This window comes from Actinoplanes sp. NPDC051537, from assembly GCF_055586105.1.
On sequence record NZ_JBVJIU010000002.1, the window covers coordinates 591450 to 613622 of the forward strand.

Consider the following 22173-nt stretch of genomic DNA (forward strand, 5'->3'; position numbering starts at 1 on the left):
GGGTACGACAGAAAGAGACCGAAGAGCTAGACGTTGAACCCGAGCGCCCGGAGCTGCTCGCGACCGTCGTCGGTGATCTTGTCGGGGCCCCACGGCGGCAGCCACACCCAGTTGATCCGGAAGTCCTGCACCAGGCCGCCACCGGGGCCGGTGGTCAGCGCCGACCGCGTCTGGTCCTCGATCACGTCGGTGAGCGGGCAGGCGGCCGAGGTGAGCGTCATGTCCAGGGTCACCACGTTGTCGTCGTCGACGAACACTCCGTACACGAGACCGAGGTCCACCACGTTGATGCCGAGCTCGGGGTCGACGACATCCTTCATCGCCTCCTCGATGTCATCGACGGAGGCCTTGCTCACCGGGCCGCCGGAAGGAGAAGGAGGAGCAGGAGCAGCAGCGGCTGCATTCAGGTCCACGTCCGGCGCATCCGAAGCGGTGCCGGCCGCCGCCCGCTCCTCGGCCAGCCAGGCGGGAGTCTCGTCGGTAACGTTGTCAGTCATGCCTTCACCTCCGGGCTCACGCCCACGTCCACACCCGCACGCGCCGCCGCGTCCTTGAAGGCCATCCACGGCAGCAGCGCGCATTTGACCCGGGCCGGAAACTTGGCCACCCCGGCGAACGCCACCGCGTCCTCGAGCACATCCTCGTCCGGCTCGACCTGACCGCGCCCCTGCATCAGCTGCACGAACGCCTCGTGAATCGCGCCGATCTCCGCCGCCGACTTCCCGACCAGCAACTCGTGCAGGACCGAGGCGGACGCCTGCGAGATCGAGCAACCTACCCCATCGTACGAAATATCGGAAAAGTCGTCGGTGACGCGTACGGTGATCTCGTCCCCGCACGTCGGGTTCACATGATGCGCCTCACCAGCGTAAGGATCCCGCAGCCCACGGCCGTGCGGGTTCTTGTAGTGGTCGAGGATGATCTCCTGATACAGCCCGTCGAGCATCAGCCGAACACCTTCCGCACCTGGTCGAGCCCCCGCGCCAGCGCGTCGATCTCGTCCGTCGTCGTGTAGAGGTAGAACGACGCCCGCGTCATCGCCGGCACCCCGAACCGGGCACAGGTCGGCTTCGCGCAATGATGCCCCACCCGCACCTCGACACCGAGCGCGTCCAGGATCTGACCCACGTCGTGCGGGTGCACCCCGTCCACGGCGAACGAGAGCGTTCCCCCACGGCCTTCCGGCGTCGCGGGCCCGAAGATCCGCACACCGGGCACATCGCTGAGGGCCTTCAGCGCGTACGCGGTGATGTCCTGCTCGTGCTGATGGACCGCCTCCACGCCCAGCGCGCTCAGATAATCCACCGCCGCGCCCAGTCCGATCGCCTCGGCGATCGGCGGCGTCCCCGCCTCGAACCGGGCCGGCGGCGCCGCATACGTCGTGCCCGCCATCGTGACCGTCTCGATCATCGAGCCGCCACCCAGGAACGGCGGCATCTTGGCGAGCAGGTCGAACCGCCCCCAGAGCACGCCGATGCCGGTCGGCCCGAGCATCTTGTGCCCGGTGAACGCGATGAAGTCCGCGCCCAGCCCGCGCACGTCGACCGGCAGGTGCGGCACCGACTGCGAGCAGTCCAGCGCCACCAGCGCGCCGACCTCGCGGGCCCGCGCGACGATCGGCGACACGTCGTTGATCGTGCCCAGCGTGTTCGACATGTGCACGACCGACACCAGACGGGTGCGCTCGTTGATCAGGCCGGAAATGTCCGAAATGTCAAGCCGGCCGTCGTCCGTGATGCCGAACCACCGCAGCGTCGCGCCGGTCCGCTCGGCCAGCAGCTGCCACGGGACGATGTTGGAGTGATGCTCCATCTCGGAGATCACGATCTCGTCGCCCGGCTTCAGCGCCAGGTACTGACCGGCCGAATGCGCGACCAGGTTGAGCGCCTCGGTCGAGTTCTTCGTGAAGACGATCTCGTCGGGGGTGCCGGCGTTGATGAAGGCCGCGACCTTGGCGCGGGCCTCCTCGTACGCCGTCGTGGCCTCGGTGCCGAGCGTGTGCACCGAGCGGGACACGTTGCCGTTGTGCCGCTCGTGGTGCACCCGCATGGCCTCGAGCACCTGCGCCGGCTTCTGCGAGGTGTTCGCGCTGTCCAGGTAGACCAGCGGGTGCCCGTTGATCTCCCGCGACAGGATCGGGAAGTCCGCCCGGATCCGGGCCACGTCGAAGGTCATGGTCAGACCCGCGCGCCCACGTAGCGCTCGTAGCCCTCGGCTTCCAGCTGCTCGGCCAGCTCCGGCCCGCCCTCCTGCACGATCTTGCCGGCCACGAAGACGTGCACGAAGTCCGGCTTGATGTAGCGCAGGATGCGGGTGTAGTGGGTGATCAGCAGCAGGCCGGTGTCGCCGGTCTCGCGCACCCGGTTCACGCCCTCGCTCACCACGCGCAGCGCGTCGATGTCGAGGCCGGAGTCGGTCTCGTCGAGGATCGCCACCTTCGGCTTGAGCAGCTCGAGCTGCATGATCTCGTGCCGCTTCTTCTCACCGCCGGAGAAGCCCTCGTTCACGTTGCGCTGCGCGAACGCCGGGTCCATCTGCAGCTTCTCCATCGCCGACTTCAGCTCGCCCGCCCACGTACGCAGCTTGGGCGCCTCGCCGTCGATCGCGGTCTTGGCGGTACGCAGGAAGTTCGCCACCGACACGCCGGGAACCTCGACCGGGTACTGCATCGCCAGGAAGAGGCCGGCCCGGGCGCGCTCGTCCACGGTCATGGCCAGCACGTCGTTGCCGTCCAGGGTCACCGAGCCGCCGGTGATCTGGTACTTCGGGTGGCCCGCGATCGAGTACGCCAGCGTCGACTTGCCCGAGCCGTTCGGCCCCATGATCGCGTGGGTCTCGCCCGCCTTGACCGTCAGGTCGACACCGGACAGGATCGGCTTCAGCTCGCCCTCGGGCAGCTTCACCGACACCTTCAGGTCGCGGATCTCCAGGGTGCTCACGGATTTACTCCATTGCTCGGTGTGGTCGAAACGTAGAGGTCACCGTCGCGGATCTCGACGGCGAAGGTGGCCACCGGCTCGGTGGCGGGAAGACCGGTGGGCTCGCCCGTGCGCAGGTCGAAGCGCGAGCCGTGCAGCCAGCACTCGAGCGTGCAGCCGTCGACCTCACCCTCGGAGAGCGCCACGGCGGCGTGACTGCATTCATCCCGTACGGCGTAAAAGTTGTCGTCGTCGGCATGAACGATCGCGATCTCGAGACCGTCGACCTCCACCGAGATCGACGTTCCCTTCGCGACGTCGGCCGACGAGCCGACCAGCTCGAAACTCACGCCTTGCCCTCGAACTCCGCAAGCCGTGCCTCGATGGCGTCGCCCAGGCGCTCGCGCAGCTCCTCGACCGGAATCTTGTTGACCAGCTCGGCGAAGAAGCCGCGCACCACCAGCTTGCGGGCCTCGTGCTCGGTGATGCCGCGGGCCATCAGGTAGAACAGCTGCTCGTCGTCGAAACGCCCGGTCGCGCTCGCGTGGCCGGCGCCGGTCACCTCGCCGGTCTCGATCTCCAGGTTCGGCACCGAGTGCGCGATCGCCCCGTCGGTCAAGATCAAGTTCCGATTGATCTCGTACGTGTCGGTGCCCGTGGCCGTGGCGCGGATCAACACGTCGCCGACCCAGACGGTCTTCGTCGACGCGCCCTGCAGCGCCCCGCGGTAGCCGACGTAGCTGCGGCAGTCCGGCACGGCGTGGTCGACCAGCTGACGGTGCTCGAAGTGCTGCCCCGTGTCGGCGAAGTACAGACCCCACAGCTCGGCGTCGCCGCCGCGGCCGGCGTACTCGACGCTGGTGTACTGGCGGACCAGGTCGCCGCCCAGGGCCACCTGCACGTGCTGCACCCGGGCGTCCTTGCCGACCCGGAACTTCACGTGCTGGGCCTGCACCGCGCCGGCGTCCCACTCGGCCAGGGTCACGAACGTCAGGTGCGCACTGTCGCCGATCACCACCTCGACGTTGTCGGCCAGGGTGGCCGTACCCGTCTGCTCCAGAACGATGGTGACCTTGGCGAACGCGCCCACCGTGACCACCGTCCGGGCCGCGGCGGCATCGCCGCCCTTACCGACCACCCGAATCACGACCGCCTCGGCGACCTCGGTCTCCGGCGCCACCTCGATCAGCGTGACTCCGTCGGCCGAGCCGTAGGCCAGCGCCGAGACCCGGTCGAACGGGGTGAGGATCGCGTCCGCCGTCTCGGCGTGCTCGACCGTGACGCCGGTCGGCAGCTCACCGTGCTCGACGACCGGCGCGACACCGTCCAGCTTCGCGGCGGTGACCAGCGCACCGAGCCGCTTGAGCGGGGTGAAGCGCCACTCCTCCTCCAGGCCGTTGAGGGCCGGGAAGTCGGCGACGTCGAACGAGCGCAGCACCTGCGATTTGGTGCTGGGCGGGGCCGCACTCAAAGTTTCCGTGGTCATTGCTTAGCCGACCGCGCCTTCCATCTGCAGTTCGATAAGACGGTTCAGTTCGAGGGCGTACTCCATCGGGAGCTCCTTGGCGATCGGCTCGATGAAGCCGCGCACGATCATCGCCATCGCCTCGTCCTCGGTCAGGCCCCGGCTCATCAGGTAGAAGAGCTGGTCCTCGCTGACCTTGGACACGGTCGCCTCGTGACCCATCGAAACGTCGTCCTCGCGGATGTCGACGTAAGGGTAGGTGTCCGACCGGGAGATGGTGTCGACAAGGAGTGCGTCGCACTTGACGGTGCTCTTCGAGTGCGAAGAACCCTCCATGACCTGCACGAGGCCGCGGTAGCTCGTCCGGCCGCCGCCCCGCGCGATCGACTTGCTCACGATCGTGCTCGACGTGTACGGCGCGGCGTGCACCATCTTGGCGCCGGCGTCCTGGTGCTGGCCCTCGCCGGCCATCGCGACGCTGAGCACCTCGCCCTTGGCGTGCGGGCCGGTCATGTAGACCGCCGGGTACTTCATCGTGACCTTGGAGCCGATGTTGCCGTCGATCCACTCCATGGTCGCGCCCTCTTCGCAGGTGGCGCGCTTGGTGACCAGGTTGTAGACGTTGTTCGACCAGTTCTGGATGGTCGTGTACCGGCAGCGGGCGTTCTTCTTCACGATGATCTCGACGACCGCGGAGTGCAGCGAGTCCGACGAGTAGATCGGCGCGGTGCAGCCCTCGACGTAGTGCACGTAGGCGCCCTCGTCCACGATGATCAGGGTCCGCTCGAACTGGCCCATGTTCTCCGTGTTGATCCGGAAGTAGGCCTGCAGCGGGATCTCCACGTGCACGCCCTTCGGCACGTAGATGAACGACCCGCCCGACCACACGCTGGTGTTCAGCGCGGCGAACTTGTTGTCGCCGACCGGGATGACGGTGCCGAAGTACTCCTTGAAGATGTCCTCGTGCTGCTTGAGGGCGGTGTCGGTGTCGAGGAAGACGACACCCTGCTCCTCGAGGTCCTCACGGATCTTGTGGTAGACCACCTCGGACTCGTACTGCGCGGCGACACCGGCCACGAGGCGCTGCTTCTCCGCCTCGGGGATGCCCAGCCGGTCGTACGTGGCCTTGATGTCCTCGGGCAGGTCCTCCCAGGAAGCGGCCTGCTTCTCGGTCGAGCGCACGAAGTACTTGATGTTCTGGAAGTCGATCCCGGTCAGGTCGGCGCCCCACGACGGCATCGGCTTGCGGTCGAACAACCGCAGGCCCTTGAGCCGGAGGTTGAGCATCCACTCGGGCTCGTTCTTTTTCCCGGAGATGTCCCGCACCACGGCCTCGGACAGACCGCGCTGCGCCGCGGCGCCGGCAACATCGGCGTCGGCCCAGCCGTACTCGTACTTGCCCAGGGCGGCGAGATGCTCTTCCTGGCTGACGATCTGGTCGGTCATCTATCTGTCCTAACCGTGGTTGTTCGCGTGCGTGGTTGTTCGCGTGCTGGTCGTTCGCGTGCTGGTCGTTCGCGTGCCGGTTGTTCGCGTGTCGGTTGTTCGCGAGTCGGCCTTCTCGCGCGCCGGTCCGGGGATGTGCGTCGTGCACACCCCGTCGCCGTGCGCGATGGTGGCGAGACGCTGCACGTGGGTGCCGATGAGCCGCGAGATGACCTCGGTCTCGGCGTCGCACAGCTGGGGAAACTCGGCAGCCACGTGAGCCACCGGACAGTGGTGCTGGCACAGCTGCCCGCCGGACGCGATCGTGGTCGCGTTGGCAGCGTAGCCCTCGGCCGTCAGCGCCTCGGCGAGCGCCTCCGCCCTCGAGATCGGGTCGTCGCCGGCCTCGCAGATCGCCTGCCGGCACCGCTCCTCGAGGGCCGCGACCTGAGCGGCCGCGAACTCGCTGACCGCCTCCGGCCCGCCACGCTGAGCGATCCAGCGCAGGGCCGCGGTGGCGATGCCGTCGTAGAAATGCGGAAAGGACTCGCGGGCGGCCGCGGTGAGCACGAACGCCTTGGCCGGCCGGCCCCGCCCGCGCGGCCCCTGGTGACGGACCTCACGGGTCTCCACCAGCCGCTCGGCGAGCATCGCGTCCAGATGCTTGCGAATAGCCGCCGGCGACAGCCCCAGCTGAGCCCCGAGCTCGGCCGCAGTCGCCGCGCCCCGCTCGAGCAGCAGTTGCGCGACCCGGTCCCGGGTGCGACCGTCGGACGCGCTGGCCGACGCCACCGCCCCGCTCCCGATCAGCACCTCGTTTTTCACTACGCCAACGTTACGTATTTCCGCCGGAGGCTGCAAACCGACTCCCCGGTGATCCAGGCCACCGCCCTCGCGCGGGTGCCCGCTTCAAGCCGCCACCTTGAGCCCCGGATTTGGGTCCCGGCCTTGGGCCCCCGCTTTGTGCCCGCGATTCGTGCCCCGGTTTGTGCCCGCGGTTTGTGCCCCCGTGACGCTGCGTACGATGCCAAAGGTGAAGCTTCCCGCGCTGCGCCCGATGGCCCTCGCGTCCCTGATCGCGAACATCGCGCTGGTCGTCACCGGCGCGGCGGTCCGCCTGACCGACTCCGGCCTCGGCTGCCCCACCTGGCCCAAGTGCACCGACGGCTCATACACGACCACGTCGGCGATGGGCGTCCACGGCGTGATCGAGTTCGGCAACCGCCTGCTCGGCATAGCCCTGTTCGTGGTCGCGGTGGCCTGCTTCTGGGCGGCGTGGCGCTCGCGCCCCCGCCGCCGGCGTCAGGTCGCGCTGGCCCTGGCGGTGCTGCTGGGCATCCCCGGCCAGGGCGTGGTGGGCGGCATCACGGTGCTGACCAACCTCAACCCATGGGTGGTAGGCCTCCATTTCCTGCTCTCGATGGCGCTGATCTTCTTCGCGTACGCCCTGTGGCACTCGACGATCGAGGGGGATGGGCGGCCGGTCTTCCTCATCCCCGCCCCCCTCCGCCTCCTCACTCACTTGGTTGCCGCGGCCAGCGCCGCCGTGATCGTCCTGGGCGTGGTGGTGACCGGAAGCGGCCCCCACGCCGGCGACAACGGCGCCAAGCGCAACGGCCTCGACCCGGCCGCCGTCGCCCAGGCCCACGCCGACCTGGTGTTCCTCCTACTGGGCCTGACCGCGGCCGCCTACCTGGCCTTCCGCGCCGTCAACGCGCCCGCCGCCGCCCGGGCCGCCCTGACCCTCCTGGTGATCGAGCTGTCCCAGGGCTTGATCGGCTTCGTCCAGTACTTCACCCACCTCCCCGTGGCCTTGGTAGCAGCCCACATGCTCGGCGCCAGCCTCGTCTGGGCCGGCACGGCCGCAGTGCTGCTCTCCATCCGCGAACGCCCCTCGGTCCCCACCGAAGACCCCCACTCCCCCGCCGACGTGACCCCCGTTCCCGCCGACCGGGTCCCCGCTTCGTAGACACGCCCCACCGCCTGCTGCGCACCAGCAGCCACACCACCGCGCCGCGGTGCCGCCTCACCGCGGGACCCCGAGCCCCGGGCCACGAGGCCGCCGACGCCACGCGGATCACCGGATCACTGGATCGCCGTCGCCGTCCGCCGGATCGCCCACGAGCTGATTGCCCGACGCCAGCCGCGCAGCCACCACGACGTCCCCGCACCTAGACCCATCGCCGGCAGCTCAGGCCACGACAGCGCGACCTACTGCAGCACAAGCCACGGCGACGCGAAGCACGGCAGCGCGAGGCACTGCAGCGCGACCCACTGCAGCGCGAAGCACTGCAGCGCGAAGCACAGCAGCGCGAAGCACAGCAGCGCGAGGCACGGCAACCTGGAGCACGGCAACCCGAGCGAAGCAGCTTGCGCCCGACGAGTCATCCGGCCGTCTGGCGACCGGTCGCGACCGCTGGGCCGCCGTCCACGGTCCAGCAGTCGACATCGACCGGTCCGGGTGGGACCTCATGCCTAGGGCCCAACAACCGGTAGGGGTTCCCGCCGGCACCGGCTGGCGCAGTGGACGGTGCCGGCGGGACGGTGGCCGCTCAGGGAGACAGTGAGCGGCCACCCCGCTCGCACGATGAGTTGTCCTGGGGCCACCTCCTTTCTGGAACGCGTCGCCGGAGAGGGTGCGACGTGGTCCTGCTCGCTATGGCGGATCGGGCTGCGGCCCGGGCGGCAGGCTCCGGCCGCCACGCATCGCCCGGCGGGGGATCCGGGGCAGGCCGGACGGCCGGGAGCGTGGTCGGTCGGCCGGCCTGAGCGGGCGGCCGGAGCGCGATCAACCGCGTCGCCCCATGGCGGGCAGGCGCCTGCGGTGATCGGGAGCTCGGCTCGGGCGGCGGCACCCCTACGGAAGGCTGAGTCGCGTGCTCAGCCCGGCGCCCGCCGGGCGGTCGGCGATCGACCGCCGGTCAGGTGCGGCCATCGGCGGGACGCGACCGGCGATAAAGCGACAAAGCCGGGCTCGACGGGCGGCTGCGGGCGGAAGACGAGCGGCGGCCGGCGGCAGAAAGCGACGAGCGAGCGGAAGAAAGCGCGCGGCGGAAAGCGGCGAGAAGCGAACGGCGAGAGCGGCGCGATGCGACTGGTGAGATGCATGGGAGCAGCGTGACCGCCGGGAGCGATCAACGAAGGGAAAGTTTGCCGCCTGTGGACGACACGCCGAGTCGTCCACCGGGGCGTTGCCACCAGGCCCTGGTCAGGGCGATTTCCGAAAAGCTAAAGGCGCGCGACGATGGCGTCGGCCAAGCGGTCCGCGGCCTCGGGCGCCGTGCGGAGGAACAGCGACGGTTCGGTGAGCTCCAACTCCAGCAGCATCGGCTCCCCGGCGGGGCCGGTGATCAGGTCGACGCGGGCGTAGAGCAGGCGCGAAGCACCCCCGGGGATGGCGGCCAGCGCCTTCTCCGCGGCCGCCAGGTCGGCCGGCGTCGGGACGCGCGCCGAGATGTCCTCGCTGCCGGGGTCGATTTTGCCCTCGTCGGGGCCGGTCAGCATGGGGCCCTTGCGAGCCGCGTGGCTGAAGGTGAGACGGCCGGTCGCGTCGGGGAAGAACAGCATCGCCGTCTCGCCCTCGGTGTCCACGGCCGAGAGATACGGCTGGATCATCGCGGTGCGGCCGGCCGCGGTCAGCCGGGCCACGTGGGCGACGGCCAGCGACGCCTGGGCGGGCAGGACATAGCGACCGGTGTCCTGGCTGCCCGCGCTGATCGTGGGCTTCACGACCCACTCGCCGGGGGCCGCGGGTGGCGTCCACGACGAGCCGGGTCCCACGAAGGTCGTCGGCGTCACGGGGACGCCGAGCGCGGCCAGGTCGGCGAGATATCGCTTGTCGGTGTTCCACTCCACGATGTCCGCGGGGTTGAACAGGCGCGGCACCCGGTGCGCCCAGGCCACGAAGTCGTCGCGGCGCGGCACGTAGTCCCACGGCGACCGGAGCATCGCGAGGTCGTAACCGGTCCAGTCCACGGCCGGGTCGTCCCACCGTACGGCCGAAACGGGAACGCCTCGGGTGAGAAGCGCGTCGCGCAAGGGAAAGTCATCGTCCCAGAGGGACGGAAACAGATCGCAGGTAACGAGAGCGACCCGGGAGTCCTCCCGGGTCGTCTGGTGGTTGATGGACTGAGACAAGATCAGCGGGCCATGCTCCGGCGCGACATCGAGCGCCACAGGTCGTTGCTGGGTCGCATCTGCTCCAGGAGCTCGCGCTCCCACTCGTTCTCCACCTCGACGCCGGCGTTCTCACACGCCTGGCGGGCGACGTCCGTGCCGTCGGCGAACTGGTCGGACCACTCGCCGTCCTGGCCGACGAGGACAATGCGGGCACCACGCTTGCCGACGTACTCGATGACCGCCTTGGCACCGCCGTGTCCGGCGGCGAAGGACTTGATCCCCGCGGTCAGTGTCGTATCGGAACCTTGAGCCATGACCGGCAGCCTAAGCATCTCCGCGCCCGGAGCAAGCATCATAGGGGGCATTTTGTGATGCCAATTACCTGCGGGTTTAGGCGTTCAGGGCATTGGTATGAGCCAATTGCGCCCGAATTGCCCCATCAACAGTTTTCCATCGATGGTGTGACGCACCGTAACCTCAAACCGGGCGAAAAAGGTCAGACCAGAGCGTCCACCGCGACCGCGATGAACAAGATCGTGAGGTACGTGATGGACCAGTGGAACAACCGCATCGGCTTCGCCGGACCGCCCCCGCGCGTACGCCGCACCAGCAGGAACGCCTCGCCGAGGAACAAAGCACCCGTGACGATGGCCGTGATGCCGTAGATCGGGCCGAGCCCGAGCGGCCAGGCGACGAGGGACGCGACAACCGTCAGGACGGTGTAGAGGACGATCTCCCCGTTGACCCGGGCGACCGACCGGACTACAGGGAGCATCGGCACGCCGGCCCGCGCATAGTCGTCCTTGTACTTGATGGCGAGTGCGTAGAAGTGCGGCATCTGCCAAAAGAACACAACTGCGAAAAGCGCCCATCCCAGCGCCGACACCGTGCCGGTCACGGCCGCCCACCCGATGATCACCGGGGCCGACCCACAGATGCCGCCCCAGAACGTGTTGGCCGGGGTGCGCCGCTTCAACCAGAGCGTGTAGACGACGTCGTAGTAGAAGATGGCCCCCGCGGTCAGCGCCGTGGCCAGCCAGTTGGTGAAGACCGCCATCAGCACGACCGAGATGACCGCGAGCGTCAGTCCGAAGACGAGCACCGACCGCGGGGTGACGCTGTTGGCCGGGAGCGGCCGCCGCTTGGTGCGCCGCATCAGCTGGTCGATGTCGCGGTCGATGTAGCAGTTGAGCGCGCTGGCCGCGCCGCCCGCCAGCGCCCCGCCGACCAGCACGGCGGCGAGAGTGCCCAGGTCGGGCCAGCCACCGGCGGCGAGCATGAGGGCCGGGACCGTGGTCACCAGGAGCAGCTCGACGATCTGCGGCTTGGTCAGCGCGAGATAGGCGCGGAACAGCGCGACCGGGTCGCGACGCGTGGCGGCAGGGGGACCCTCCGGCGCCCGTCCAGGAGCGGGACGCTCGGTGATCATGCTCACGGACAGCCACCTTCCGGCATCGGCACCAGCCACATCACGGCCGCAGCCGGCGGCGCGCTCGGACAGCCTACGCTCAGCGGAATGCGCTGCTCCGGCGACCCGGGGCGGGTGCCCGGCGTCACACGTGGCGTGTCCGCTCTCAGCGTATGGGCCTCAGCCGTTCCCCGGGCGCGGGTTTACGGCAAGTGGATAGGGTCAACCACAAAAGGGTTCCTAATCCATGCCCCGAGGAGCACAACCGACGTGGCTGCCACACATCCTGCTCTCAATTGGTCCGACCTCGACCGCAAAGCGGTGGACACCGTCCGGGTGCTGGCCATGGACGCCGTCGAGAAGGCCGGCAACGGCCACCCCGGTACGGCCATGAGCCTCGCGCCGGCCGCCTACCTGCTGTTCAACCGGGTCATGCGCCACGACCCGACCGATCCGCACTGGCCCGGGCGCGACCGCTTCGTGCTCTCCTGTGGGCACTCCAGCCTCACGCTCTACATTCAGCTCTACCTCTCCGGCTACAGCCTCGCGCTCGACGACCTGAAGGCGCTGCGCCAGTGGGACTCACTGACCCCCGGCCACCCCGAGTTCGGGCACACCCCGGGCGTCGAGATCACCACCGGCCCGCTCGGCCAGGGCATCGGCAACGCGGTCGGCATGGCGATGGCGGCCCGCCGCCAGCGCGGCCTGTTCGACCCGGACGCCGCCGCCGGTGACTCTCCGTTCGACCACAACGTGTACGCGATGTGCTCGGACGGCGACATCGAGGAGGGCGTCAGCCACGAGTCCAGCGCCATCGCCGCGGTGCAGAAGCTCGGCAACCTCACGCTGATCTACGACGACAACGAGATCTCCATCGAGGACGACACCCGCATCGCCAAGGCCGAGGACGCCGGCGCGCGCTACGAGGCGTACGGCTGGCACGTCCAGACGGTCTCCTGGCGCAAGGGCGACCCGGCCAAGGGCGACTACCACGAGGACGTCGAGGCGCTCTGGAACGCGATCCAGACCGCCAAGTCGGTGACCGACCGGCCCTCGTTCATCGTCCTCAAGACGATCATCGGCTGGCCCGCGCCGAACAAGCAGAACACCGGCAAGATCCACGGCTCGGCCCTGGGCGCCGACGAGGTCAAGGCGACCAAGGAGATCCTCGGCTTCGACCCGAACGAGTCGTTCGCCGTCGAGCCGGCCGTGCTCGAGCACGCCCACGGGGCCGCCGAGCGTGGCCGCGCGGCGCACGCCGAGTGGGACAAGTCGTTCGGCGCGTGGGCGAAGGCCAACGGCGAGCGCAAGGAGCTGTGGGACCGGCTGTCCAAGCGCGCCCTGCCGGACAGCTGGGCGAAGTCGTTGCCCGACTTCCCGGCCGACGCCAAGGGCATCGCCACCCGCGCCGCGTCGCAGCAGGTGCTCAACGCCCTCGCGCCGGTGCTGCCGGAGCTGTGGGGCGGCTCGGCCGACCTCGCCGAGAGCAACAACACCACGATGAAGGGCGAGGCGTCCTTCATCCCGGCCGAGTACGCGACCAAGGAGTTCCCGGGCAACGAGTACGGCCGCACGCTGCACTTCGGCATCCGTGAGCACGGCATGGGCTCGATCCTCAACGGCATCGTCGCGGACGGGATGACCCGCCCGTACGGCGGCACCTTCCTGGTCTTCTCCGACTACATGCGCGGCGCGGTGCGGCTGAGCGCGCTGATGAAGCTACCGGTGATCTACGTGTGGACGCACGACTCCATCGGCCTGGGCGAGGACGGCCCGACGCACCAGCCGATCGAGACGCTCTCCGCGCTGCGCGCCATCGTCGGCCTCAACGTGGTCCGCCCGGCGGACGCCAACGAGACCGCGTGGGCCTGGCGTGGCGCCATCGAGCACACCGACTCCCCCACGGCGCTGGCCCTCAGCCGGCAGGCCCTGCCCACCATCGACCGCGCCAAGTACGCGTCGGCCGAGGGCGTCCTCAAGGGCGGCTACGTCCTCTCCGAGGCGGCCGGCGGCGAGCCCCAGGTGATCCTCGTCGGCACCGGCTCCGAGGTGCAGTACTCCCTCACCGCCCAGGAGCGCCTCGAGGCCGCGGGCACACCCACCCGGGTGGTGTCGATGCCGTGCCAGGAGTGGTTCTACGCGCAGCCCCTCGCGTACCAGGAAGAAGTCATTCCGCGTGGCGTCAAGGCGCGCGTCACCGTCGAGGCCGGCATCCGGATGAGCTGGGACCGCATCCTGGGCGATGCCGGCGAGCCGGTCAGCATCGAGCACTACGGCGCCAGCGCGCCCGCCAAGATCCTCTTCGAGCAGTTCGGGTTCACCGCGGACAACGTGGTGGCCAAGGCCAACGCCGCCCTGGCCAAGGTCGGCGAGATCACCGGTCACAAGACCGGTAACTGAGGGAGTGTAGAAGGCATGACTGATCGGCTTGCCGAGCTCTCCGCCCAAGGTGTGGCGGTCTGGCTCGACGATCTCTCCCGTGTCCGACTGACCAGCGGCTCGCTGAAGAAGATGCTCGACGAGCAGCACGTGGTCGGCGTGACCACGAACCCCAGCATCTTCCAGAAGGCGCTCTCCGACGCCGACGCGTACGACGCTCAGGTCAAGGACCTGTCGATGATGCGGGTCTCGGTCGAGGAGGCGGTGCGCCTGATGACCGCCCAGGACGTCCGCAACGCCTGCGACGTCGAGCGCCCGGCCTACGACGCGTCGAAGGGCGTGGACGGCCGCGTGTCCATCGAGGTCGACCCGCGCAAGGCGCACGAGACCGCGAGCACCGTCGCCGAGGCGAAGACGCTGTGGTGGCTGGTCGACCGGGAGAACCTCTACATCAAGATCCCGGCAACCGTCGAGGGCCTGCCCGCGATCACGGCGACGCTGGCCGAGGGCATCAGCGTGAACGTGACGCTGATCTTCTCGCTCGACCGCTACAAGGCGGTCATGGACGCATTCCTGGCCGGCGTCGAGCAGGCCAAGGCGAACGGCCACGACCTCTCCAAGATCGGCTCGGTCGCGTCGTTCTTCGTCTCCCGCGTCGACACCGAGGTGGACAAGCGCCTCGACAAGATCGGCAGCGAGGAGGCCAAGGCGCTGCGGGGCAAGGCCGCCATCGCCAACGCCCAGCTCGCGTACGAGGCCTATGAGGAGGTCTTCGGCGGCGACCGCTGGAAGGCCCTCGCGGCGGCCGGCGCGCACCCGCAGCGGCCGCTGTGGGCGTCGACCTCGACGAAGAACCCCGACTACAAGGACACCATCTACGTCGAGGAGCTCGTCGCCCCCGGCACGGTCAACACGATGCCGGAGTCGGTGATCCACGCGTTCGCCGACCACGGCGAGGTCCGCAGCGACGCCATCACCGGCGGCTACGACCAGGCCCGCAAGGTCTTCGCCGAGCTCAAGGCCGTCGGCATCGACTTCGACGACGTGGTCAAGGTCCTCGAGGACGAGGGCGTCGACAAGTTCGAGGTCAGCTGGAAGGAACTGCTGGAGAGCGTGCAGAAGTCGCTCCAGGCCGGCACCGGAGTCTGAACCGGAAGGGCCCGCCGCGAAGGCGGGCCCTTTTCATCTTCACTTGCACGACACCGAACCTGCATGACACCGAGAACTGGCAGGATGGACCACGTGGGCAATCCGCTGCGTACCGCACAGGACCGCAGGCTCCCGCGCATCCCGGAGCCGTGCGCTCTGGTGATCTTCGGAGTCACCGGTGACCTGTCCCGAAAGAAGCTCATCCCGGCCGTTTACGACCTGGCCAACCGCGGTCTGCTGCCGCCCGGTTTCGTGGTCCTGGGCTTCGCCCGCCGCGACTGGGGCGACGGCGACTTCGAGTCCCTGGCTCTCGAGGCGGCGAAGAAGGGCGCCCGGACCCCGTGGCGCGAGGACGTCTGGCAGCGATTGGCCAGCCAGTTCCAGTTCGTGCCCGGCTCGTTCGACGACGACGCCGCGTTCGACAACCTGGCGGCCACTCTGGACGACCTGCGCGAGCGCAACGGCATCCCTGGCAACGCCGCCTTCTACTTCTCGATCCCGCCGGCGGCGTTCCCGCTGGTGCTCAACCAGCTGGCCCGCACCGGCATGGCCGACAACGCGAAGTCCGGCGGCTGGCGCCGGGTCGTGGTGGAGAAGCCGTTCGGCAACGACCTGGCTACGGCGATCTCGCTGAACCAGCTCGTCGACGAGGTCTTCACGCCGCAGGACGTCTACCGGATCGACCACTACCTGGGCAAGGAGACGGTCCAGAACATCCTGGCCCTGCGCTTCGCGAACAGCCTGTTCGAGCCCGTGTGGAACTCCAAGTACGTCGACAGCGTGCAGATCACCATGGCCGAGGACGTCGGCATCGGCACCCGCGCCGCGTTCTACGACGCGTCCGGCGCCGCCCGCGACGTGCTTCAGAACCACCTGCTGCAGCTGCTGGCGCTGGTGGCGATGGAGGAGCCGACGAGCTTCGACCCCAACGACATCCGGGCCGAGAAGCTCAAGGTGCTCAAGGCGATCTCGCTGCCGAAGGACATCGCCAGGGGGACGGTCCGCGGGCAGTACCTCCCCGGCTGGGTGGCGGGCGAGCGCGCGGTGGGCTACCTCGAGGAGAAGGACATCCCGGCGGACTCCAACACGGAGACGTACGCGGCGGTCCGCCTCGGCATTCAGAACCGGCGCTGGGCGGAGGTTCCCTTCTTCGTACGCGTCGGAAAGCGCATGCCCCGCCGGGTGACCGAGATCGCGATCCTGTTCAAGCGCGCGCCGCACCTGCCCTTCGACCCGGCCGACGTCGAGATGCTCGGCAACAACCAGCTGGTGATCCGGGTCCAGCCGGACGAGGGCGTGGTGCTCAAGTTCGGCTCCAAGGTGCCCGGCACCGCCATGGAGGTCCGCGACATCGCGATGGACTTCCAGTACGGCGAGGCGTTCACCGAGTCCAGCCCCGAGGCGTACGAGCGGCTCATCCTCGACGTGCTGGTCGGCGACCGGACCCTGTTCCCGGACGCGGCCGAGATCGAGCAGTCCTGGCGGGTCATCGACCCGCTGGAGGCCGCGTGGTCGGGCACCAAGCCGGAGCCGTACCGGTCCGGCGAGTGGGGCCCGCGCGCGTCCGACGAGATGCTGGGCCGCGAAGGCCGTGCTTGGAGGCGAGCATGATCGGCTTGTGGGACACCACCGGCAACGAGGTCGTCAAGGCGCTCGCGGCCGAGCGGCGCAGCGCCGGCGGCGTGGCGTCCGGCCTCGCCCTGACCCTGGTCGCGGTGGTCGAGGAGAAGAAGGTCCGCGAGGCCGAGGCGGCCGCCACGATCGCCGCCGCGGCGCACCCGTGCCGCCTGCTCATCGTGGTGCGGTCCGACCTGGAGGGTCGCAGCCGGCTGGACGCCGAGATCGTCGTCGGCGGGCGGCTCGGCCCGGCCGAGGCGGTCGTCATGCGCATGTACGGCCGCCTGGCCCTGCACGCCGAGTCGGTGGTCATGCCGCTGCTCGCCCCCGACGTCCCGGTGGTCACCTGGTGGCACGAGGAGCCGCCGGACATGATCGCCAACGACTTCCTGGGTGTCGTGGCCGACCGCCGGATCACCGACTGCGCGCAGGCGCCCGACCCGGTGGCCGCGCTGCGGCAGCGGGCCACCGACTACGCGCCCGGCGACACCGACCTCACCTGGACCCGCATCACGCTCTGGCGCACGCTGGTGGCCGGCGCGTTCGACACCACCGAGGAGCGGGTCACCGGCGCGACCATCGTGGCGCCGGCCAAGGACCCGACGGCCTGGTTGATGAAGGGCTGGCTCCAGTCCCGCCTCGGCATCGAGCCGTCGATGGAGACCACCGACCGCTCGCCGCGCATGCACTCGGTCGAGCTCCAGTGCGCCAACGGCGACTGCGTCCGGGTCACCCGCGAGGAGAACACGGCGCTGTTCAGCCGTACCGGGCAGGAAGACCGCTACATGCCGCTGCCGAAGCGGCCGGTCGGCGACGAGCTCGCCGAGGAGCTGCGCCGGCTCGACGCCGACCAGATCTACTCGGACGCGCTGGGCGCCATGGCCGGGGTCACCGGCCTCGACCAGAAGCCGCCGATGCGGGTGCACGTCTGGAAGGACCCGGCGCTCGCCGCCCGCGCGAACGAGGAGGTCGGCGCGATGGCCGGCCCCGGCGGAACGGCCGCGTAGCACAAGACAACAGCAGGGCCGTCCGCCAACCCCGGCGGGCGGCCCTGACCCATAAGGAGGCGCAAGTGAGCAAGACCCTGGTCGTGGTGGTACCCGACGCCGACGTCCTGGCCGCGACCGTGGCGTCCCGCCTGGTCGCGAAGATCGTGGACGCGCAGGCCGAGCGAGGCGCCGCGAGCGTCGTGCTGACCGGCGGCCGGATCGCCGCCAAGGTGCTGCGCACGGTCAAGGACCTGCCGGCCGCGGCCGCGATCGACTGGTCGCAGGTGGACCTGTGGTGGGGCGACGAGCGTTTCCTGCCGGCCGGGGACCCCGACCGCAACGAGACCCAGGCCCGCGAGGCGCTGCTGGACGCGCTGCCGCTCGACCCGGCCCGGGTGCACGCGATGCCGGCCGACACCGGTCAGGGCGCGGAGGCCGGGGCGGCGGCGTACGCGGCCGAGCTGGGCGACCCGCTGACGCCGTTCGACGTGCTGATGCTCGGCGTCGGCGAGGACGGGCACGTGGCGTCGCTCTTCCCCGGGCACCCGGTGCTCGACGAGACCGGCACGACGGCCGCCGTGCACAACAGCCCGAAGCCGCCGCCCACCCGCGTCACGCTGACGATGCCGACGATCCGGACCGCCGACGAGGTGTGGCTGATCGCCGCCGGGCCGGACAAGACCGACGCCGTGGGCGCAGCGCTCAACGGCGACAAGACCAAGCCGGCCGCGCACGCCACCGGCGTGTCGAGGACCTATTGGCTATTGGACGAGGCGGCCGCGGCCAAGCGGAACTGAGTCACTCGCCGCGGCGCTGGCGTACCTTCGCGAGCGCCTCGGCGAGGATCTTCGCACCGTCCTCCTCGGAGCGGCGCTCCTTCACGTACGCGAGGTGCGACTTGTACGGCTCGGCGCGCAGCCGCCCGGGCGGGTTCTCCCCGTCCAGGCCCGCCGGCTGGCCGCAGCGCGGGCAGTCCCACGTCTCGGGCGCCGGGGCCTCCGCCGCGAACCGGATCTGGCTCGCGTGGCCGGCCGCGCAGAAGTAGATCACCTCACGGCGCGGGGCGGGTTCGCTGCGCTCGTCGGGGCGCATGGGGCTGGATCCGACGCGGCTGCCGCGGATCGCACTGCCACTGGACACGGACGTCACTCCTGTCTCGAGGGCGTTTGTGGGGGCCGGTAACACGGCCGAAACACTGGCAAATGAAATGCCGCGCGCCCGGCTGAACCGGACGCGCGGCAGAGTCTACGACTAAAGGTGCCGGTCAGCTAGAAGGCAGGGCCAAGCGTAGCCAGAGGCCCAGACCGACGATGCAGGCGAACCACACGATGCCGACCAGGACCGTGTAGCGGTCGAGGTTTTTCTCCGCCACCGAGGAGCCGGCCAGGCTGGACGTCACGCCGCCGCCGAACATGCTCGACATGCCGCCGCCCTTGCCGCGGTGCAGCAGGATCAGCAAGGTCAGCACCAGGCTGGTGATGATCAGCAACACGATCAACGTGTACGCGAACCACATCGGCATGATCGGGTTCATTTCTCTCGAAGGACGGACAGCGACCCAACAATAGCGGGTGCCCGGCCGCACGACGCGACCGGGCACATTGCTATCGCGCCACGTGCTCCCGGAAGCGCACGATCGACGAGAACTCCTCGGCGTCGAGCGCGGCGCCGCCGACCAGCGCGCCGTCCACGTCCGGCTGGGCCATGATCGAGGCGATGTTGGCCGCCTTGACCGAGCCGCCGTACTGGATGCGCACGGCCTCGGCGACGTCGTTGCCGTAGAGCTCGGCGAGCTTCGCCCGGATGGCCTTGCAGACCTCCTGGGCGTCCTCCGGCGTCGCGGTCTTGCCGGTGCCGATCGCCCAGACCGGCTCGTACGCGATGACCGCCTGCTTCACCTGGGCCGGAGTGAGCCCGGCCAGGCCCGCCTGGACCTGGTTGGTGCAGTGCGCGACGTGGGTGCCCTCCTCGCGGGTCACCAGGCCCTCGCCCACGCACAGGATCGGCGTGAGCCCGGCGGTGACGGCGGCCTTCACCTTCGCGTTGACGAGCGAGTCGTCCTCGTCGTGGTACTCGCGCCGCTCCGAGTGCCCGGCCAGCACGTACGAAACGTTGAGCTTGGCCAGCATGGCGCCGGAGATCTCGCCGGTGTACGCGCCGCTCGCGTGCTTGGAGATGTCCTGGGCGCCGAGCCCGAGCACCAGCTTGTCGCCCTCGATCGCGGTCTGCACGCTGCGCAGGTCGGTGAACGGGGGCACCACGACCGTCTCGACCTCGCCGAGCTGCTGCTCGTTGAGGCTGGCGGCCAGCTTCTGCACCAGGAGGATGGCCTCGAAGTGGTTGAGGTTCATCTTCCAGTTGCCGGCGATGATCGGCTTACGGGTGGTCTCGGTCATCACTTCTCCAGCGCTTCGACACCGGGCAGCTTCTTGCCCTCGAGGTACTCGAGGGAGGCGCCACCGCCGGTGGAGATGTGCCCGAACGCGGACTCGTCGATGCCGAGCGTGCGCACGGCCGCGGCCGAGTCGCCGCCGCCGACCACCGAGAAACCGTCGATCTTGGTGATGGCCTCGGCGACGCCCCGGGTGCCGGCCGCGAACGGCGCCAGCTCGAAGACGCCCATCGGGCCGTTCCAGAAGACGGTCTTGGCCGTCGCGATCGCCTCGGCGAACAGCGCCACCGACTTCGGCCCGATGTCGAGCCCGAGCCGATCGGCCGGAATGTCCGAGATGTCAACGATCGAGTGCTCTGCGGACGCCGCAAACTCGGTGGCGGCGACAACGTCGACGGGCAGGACGATCCGGCCGTCGGCCTGAGCCAGCAAATCGGCGCAGGTGGAGATCATCTCCTCCTCGAGCAGCGACTTGCCGACCTCGTGCCCCTGAGCCTTCAGGAACGTGAAGCACATGCCGCCGCCGACGAGCAGCTTGTCGACCTTCGGCAGCAGCGCCTTGATCACCGCGAGCTTGTCGGAGACCTTCGAGCCGCCGAGCACGACCACGTACGGCTGCTCGGGGCTCTCCGAGACGCGCTTGAGCACCTCGACCTCGCGCAGCACCAGGCCGCCCGCGTAGTGCGGCAGGATCGCCGGCACGTCGTAGACCGAGGCGTGCTTCCGGTGCACCGCGCCGAACGCGTCATCCACGTAGAAGTCCGCAAATTTCGCCAATTCTCCGGCGAAAGCCGCACGCTCGGCGTCGTCCTTGGCGGTCTCCCCCGCGTTGAAGCGGAGGTTCTCGAGCAGGAGCACGTCGCCATCACTCAGCGCCGCCACCTTGGCCGCCGCGTCTTCACCGACCGTGTCGGCAGCGAAGATCACCGGCGTTCCGAGCAGCTCCCCGAGCCGCGTGGCGACCGGCGAAAGCGTGTACTTGGGATCCGGCGCACCCTTCGGGCGGCCGAGGTGCGACATGACGATGACGCGGGCGCCGGCGTCACGCAGCGCAACGATCGTCGGCAGCACCGCGCGGGCCCGGCCGTCGTCGGTGATGACCCCAGGGTTGTTCTTGTCGAACGGGACGTTCAGGTCGGCGCGCACGAGCACGCGCCGACCCGAGACACCCTCGCCGAGCAGGTCGTCGAGAGTCTTCAAGATCAGGCCCCGACGAGCTTGACCAGGTCGACGAGGCGGTTCGAGTAGCCCCACTCGTTGTCGTACCAGCCGACGACCTTGACCTGGTTGCCGATGACCTTGGTGAGGCCGGCGTCGAAGATGCAGGAGGCCGGGTCGGTCACGATGTCCGACGACACGATCTGGTCCTCGGTGTAGGTCAGGATGCCCTTGAGCGGGCCGTCCGCGGCCGCCTTGATCGCGGCGTTGACCTCGTCGACCGAGGTCTCCTTCGCGGCCTGGAAGGTCAGGTCGGTGGCGGAGCCGGTCGGGATCGGCACGCGCATCGCGAAGCCGTCGAGCTTGCCCTTGAGCTCCGGCAGCACCAGGCTGACGGCCTTGGCGGCGCCGGTCGAGGTCGGCACCACGTTGAGGGCGGCGGCGCGGGCGCGACGCAGGTCCTTGTGCGGGCCGTCCTGCAGGTTCTGGTCCTGCGTGTAGGCGTGGATCGTGGTCATCAGGCCACGCTCGATGCCGATCGTGTCGTTGAGCACCTTCGCCATCGGGGCGAGGCAGTTGGTGGTGCAGGACGCGTTCGAGATCACGGTGTGCTTGGCGGCGTCGTACAGGCCGTCGTTGACACCCATCACGATCGTGATGTCCTCGTTCTTGGCCGGGGCCGAGATGATGACCTTCTTGGCGCCGTTGTCGGCGTGCACCTTGGCCTTGGTGGCGTCGGTGAAGAAGCCGGTCGACTCGATGACCACGTCGGCGCCGACGTCGGCCCACTTGAGGTTGGCCGGGTCGCGGTCGGCGAACGCCTTGAAGGTCTTGCCACCCACGGTGATCTCGTCGGCCGTGGCCTTCACCTCGTGCGGAAGCCGGCCCAGGATCGAGTCGTACTTGAGCAGGTGGGCCAGCGTCGCGTTGTCGGTGAGGTCGTTCACACCGACGATCTCGATGTCCGCGCCGGAGGCGAGCACCGCCCGGAAGAAGTTGCGTCCGATACGGCCGAAGCCGTTGATGCCAACCCGGATGGTCACAGGTGGATCTCCTCGTTTCGGTCCGCCGGATTTCGTCGACCGGCGGAGGGTCTGCACGCCGTTCCGGTACCGGTCGGCGTATGGCGTCCGGCCGAGCTGAAGGATGCGCCG

At 69.5% G+C, this 22173-nt stretch carries 22 protein-coding genes and 1 pseudogene; 6 read left to right on the forward strand and 17 right to left on the reverse strand.

The window, feature by feature from the left end; all coding sequences use genetic code 11:
* Positions 1-26 precede the first annotated feature (26 nt).
* The 8 genes and pseudogenes from ACZ6TB_RS06495 to ACZ6TB_RS06530 all read right to left on the reverse strand — a co-directional run.
* Entirely contained in the window at positions 27-497 is a 471-nt protein-coding gene (locus ACZ6TB_RS06495; protein ID WP_465551287.1) for a metal-sulfur cluster assembly factor, read from the reverse strand.
* Positions 494-949, reverse strand: coding sequence for a Fe-S cluster assembly sulfur transfer protein SufU (gene sufU / locus ACZ6TB_RS06500; protein WP_465551442.1), 456 nt, complete (start codon positions 947-949; stop codon positions 494-496). The genes ACZ6TB_RS06495 and sufU overlap by 4 nt, the downstream gene beginning before the upstream one ends.
* Entirely contained in the window at positions 946-2175 is a 1230-nt protein-coding gene (locus ACZ6TB_RS06505; protein ID WP_465551289.1) for a cysteine desulfurase, read from the reverse strand. The genes sufU and ACZ6TB_RS06505 overlap by 4 nt, the downstream gene beginning before the upstream one ends.
* 2 nt (positions 2176-2177) lie before the next feature.
* A complete protein-coding gene (gene sufC, locus ACZ6TB_RS06510) occupies positions 2178-2939 on the reverse strand; it encodes a Fe-S cluster assembly ATPase SufC (protein WP_465551291.1) in 762 nt (253 codons plus the stop codon).
* On the reverse strand, positions 2936-3268 hold the full coding sequence (locus ACZ6TB_RS06515) for a non-heme iron oxygenase ferredoxin subunit (RefSeq protein ID WP_465551293.1): 333 nt from the start codon (positions 3266-3268) through the stop codon (positions 2936-2938). The genes sufC and ACZ6TB_RS06515 overlap by 4 nt, the downstream gene beginning before the upstream one ends.
* Positions 3265-4404 (reverse strand): Fe-S cluster assembly protein SufD, encoded by a 1140-nt coding sequence (gene sufD / locus ACZ6TB_RS06520; protein WP_465551295.1) that lies wholly within the window; start codon positions 4402-4404, stop codon positions 3265-3267. Before sufD ends, ACZ6TB_RS06515 begins: the two co-directional genes overlap by 4 nt.
* 3 nt (positions 4405-4407) lie before the next feature.
* Positions 4408-5829 (reverse strand): Fe-S cluster assembly protein SufB, encoded by a 1422-nt coding sequence (gene sufB / locus ACZ6TB_RS06525; RefSeq protein WP_465551297.1) that lies wholly within the window; start codon positions 5827-5829, stop codon positions 4408-4410.
* Between the two features lie 78 nt (positions 5830-5907).
* Positions 5908-6633: pseudogene (locus ACZ6TB_RS06530) on the reverse strand (helix-turn-helix transcriptional regulator); the annotation flags it as partial.
* 163 nt (positions 6634-6796) lie between these two features.
* On the opposite strand from ACZ6TB_RS06530, the gene ACZ6TB_RS06535 reads away from it, so the two are divergent.
* Positions 6797-7777 (forward strand): COX15/CtaA family protein, encoded by a 981-nt coding sequence (locus tag ACZ6TB_RS06535; protein WP_465551443.1) that lies wholly within the window; start codon positions 6797-6799, stop codon positions 7775-7777.
* Positions 7778-8019: 242 nt separating this feature from the next.
* On the opposite strand, the gene ACZ6TB_RS06540 is transcribed toward ACZ6TB_RS06535, so the two are convergent.
* The 4 genes from ACZ6TB_RS06540 to ACZ6TB_RS06555 form a co-directional block, all read right to left on the reverse strand.
* Positions 8020-8163, reverse strand: a complete 144-nt coding sequence (locus ACZ6TB_RS06540) for a hypothetical protein (RefSeq protein WP_465551299.1) — start codon at positions 8161-8163, stop codon at positions 8020-8022.
* An 873-nt stretch (positions 8164-9036) separates the two neighbouring features.
* Complete coding sequence (locus tag ACZ6TB_RS06545; RefSeq protein ID WP_465551445.1) at positions 9037-9933, reverse strand: ATP-grasp domain-containing protein; 897 nt, start codon at positions 9931-9933, stop codon at positions 9037-9039.
* 14 nt (positions 9934-9947) lie between these two features.
* Positions 9948-10241: a hypothetical protein gene (locus ACZ6TB_RS06550; RefSeq protein ID WP_465551300.1), complete on the reverse strand. Its 294-nt coding sequence runs from the start codon at positions 10239-10241 to the stop codon at positions 9948-9950.
* 182 nt (positions 10242-10423) lie between these two features.
* Entirely contained in the window at positions 10424-11356 is a 933-nt protein-coding gene (locus tag ACZ6TB_RS06555) for a heme o synthase (RefSeq protein WP_465551447.1), read from the reverse strand.
* 324 nt (positions 11357-11680) lie between these two features.
* On the opposite strand from ACZ6TB_RS06555, the gene tkt reads away from it, so the two are divergent.
* From tkt to pgl, 5 genes are all read left to right on the forward strand, one after another.
* Positions 11681-13735, forward strand: a complete 2055-nt coding sequence (gene tkt, locus ACZ6TB_RS06560; protein ID WP_465551449.1) for a transketolase — start codon at positions 11681-11683, stop codon at positions 13733-13735.
* A gap of 15 nt (positions 13736-13750) precedes the next feature.
* The gene (tal, locus tag ACZ6TB_RS06565; RefSeq protein ID WP_465551302.1) at positions 13751-14863 is read left to right on the forward strand and encodes a transaldolase; all 1113 of its coding nucleotides are present in this window, start codon (positions 13751-13753) and stop codon (positions 14861-14863) included.
* A 93-nt stretch (positions 14864-14956) separates the two neighbouring features.
* Positions 14957-16474, forward strand: coding sequence for a glucose-6-phosphate dehydrogenase (gene zwf / locus ACZ6TB_RS06570; protein ID WP_465551304.1), 1518 nt, complete (start codon positions 14957-14959; stop codon positions 16472-16474).
* A complete protein-coding gene (locus tag ACZ6TB_RS06575; RefSeq protein WP_465551306.1) occupies positions 16471-17487 on the forward strand; it encodes a glucose-6-phosphate dehydrogenase assembly protein OpcA in 1017 nt (338 codons plus the stop codon). Before zwf ends, ACZ6TB_RS06575 begins: the two co-directional genes overlap by 4 nt.
* Positions 17488-17552: 65 nt before the next feature.
* Positions 17553-18266, forward strand: a complete 714-nt coding sequence (pgl, locus tag ACZ6TB_RS06580; RefSeq protein ID WP_465551308.1) for a 6-phosphogluconolactonase — start codon at positions 17553-17555, stop codon at positions 18264-18266.
* Position 18267: 1 nt separating this feature from the next.
* Here the strand turns inward: pgl and ACZ6TB_RS06585 are convergent, their stop codons facing one another.
* The 5 genes from ACZ6TB_RS06585 to gap form a co-directional block, all read right to left on the reverse strand.
* Positions 18268-18609 (reverse strand): RNA polymerase-binding protein RbpA, encoded by a 342-nt coding sequence (locus ACZ6TB_RS06585; protein WP_465551310.1) that lies wholly within the window; start codon positions 18607-18609, stop codon positions 18268-18270.
* Positions 18610-18733: 124 nt separating this feature from the next.
* Complete coding sequence (gene secG / locus ACZ6TB_RS06590; RefSeq protein ID WP_465551312.1) at positions 18734-18991, reverse strand: preprotein translocase subunit SecG; 258 nt, start codon at positions 18989-18991, stop codon at positions 18734-18736.
* A gap of 82 nt (positions 18992-19073) precedes the next feature.
* Entirely contained in the window at positions 19074-19865 is a 792-nt protein-coding gene (gene tpiA / locus ACZ6TB_RS06595; protein WP_465551314.1) for a triose-phosphate isomerase, read from the reverse strand.
* Positions 19865-21067, reverse strand: a complete 1203-nt coding sequence (locus ACZ6TB_RS06600; RefSeq protein ID WP_465551450.1) for a phosphoglycerate kinase — start codon at positions 21065-21067, stop codon at positions 19865-19867. Before ACZ6TB_RS06600 ends, tpiA begins: the two co-directional genes overlap by 1 nt.
* Complete coding sequence (gap, locus tag ACZ6TB_RS06605; protein ID WP_465551316.1) at positions 21064-22062, reverse strand: type I glyceraldehyde-3-phosphate dehydrogenase; 999 nt, start codon at positions 22060-22062, stop codon at positions 21064-21066. The genes ACZ6TB_RS06600 and gap overlap by 4 nt, the downstream gene beginning before the upstream one ends.
* Positions 22063-22173: the final 111 nt, after the last annotated feature.

Bases quoted from the DNA above. Each gene is read 5' to 3' on its own strand.
- sufB (WP_465551297.1), bottom strand. From the start codon at position 5,829: ATGACCGACCAGATCGTCAGCCAGGAAGAGCATCTCGCCGCCCTGGGC.
- tkt (WP_465551449.1), top strand. From the start codon at position 11,681: ATGGACGCCGTCGAGAAGGCCGGCAACGGCCACCCCGGTACGGCCATG.
- tal (WP_465551302.1), top strand. From the start codon at position 13,751: ATGACTGATCGGCTTGCCGAGCTCTCCGCCCAAGGTGTGGCGGTCTGG.
- ACZ6TB_RS06495 (WP_465551287.1), bottom strand. From the start codon at position 497: ATGACTGACAACGTTACCGACGAGACTCCCGCCTGGCTGGCCGAGGAG.
- tpiA (WP_465551314.1), bottom strand. From the start codon at position 19,865: ATGACCGAGACCACCCGTAAGCCGATCATCGCCGGCAACTGGAAGATG.
- ACZ6TB_RS06575 (WP_465551306.1), top strand. From the start codon at position 16,471: ATGATCGGCTTGTGGGACACCACCGGCAACGAGGTCGTCAAGGCGCTC.
- secG (WP_465551312.1), bottom strand. From the start codon at position 18,991: ATGCCGATGTGGTTCGCGTACACGTTGATCGTGTTGCTGATCATCACC.
- sufD (WP_465551295.1), bottom strand. From the start codon at position 4,404: ATGACCACGGAAACTTTGAGTGCGGCCCCGCCCAGCACCAAATCGCAG.
- ACZ6TB_RS06505 (WP_465551289.1), bottom strand. From the start codon at position 2,175: ATGACCTTCGACGTGGCCCGGATCCGGGCGGACTTCCCGATCCTGTCG.
- ACZ6TB_RS06550 (WP_465551300.1), bottom strand. From the start codon at position 10,241: ATGGCTCAAGGTTCCGATACGACACTGACCGCGGGGATCAAGTCCTTC.
- ACZ6TB_RS06555 (WP_465551447.1), bottom strand. From the start codon at position 11,356: ATGATCACCGAGCGTCCCGCTCCTGGACGGGCGCCGGAGGGTCCCCCT.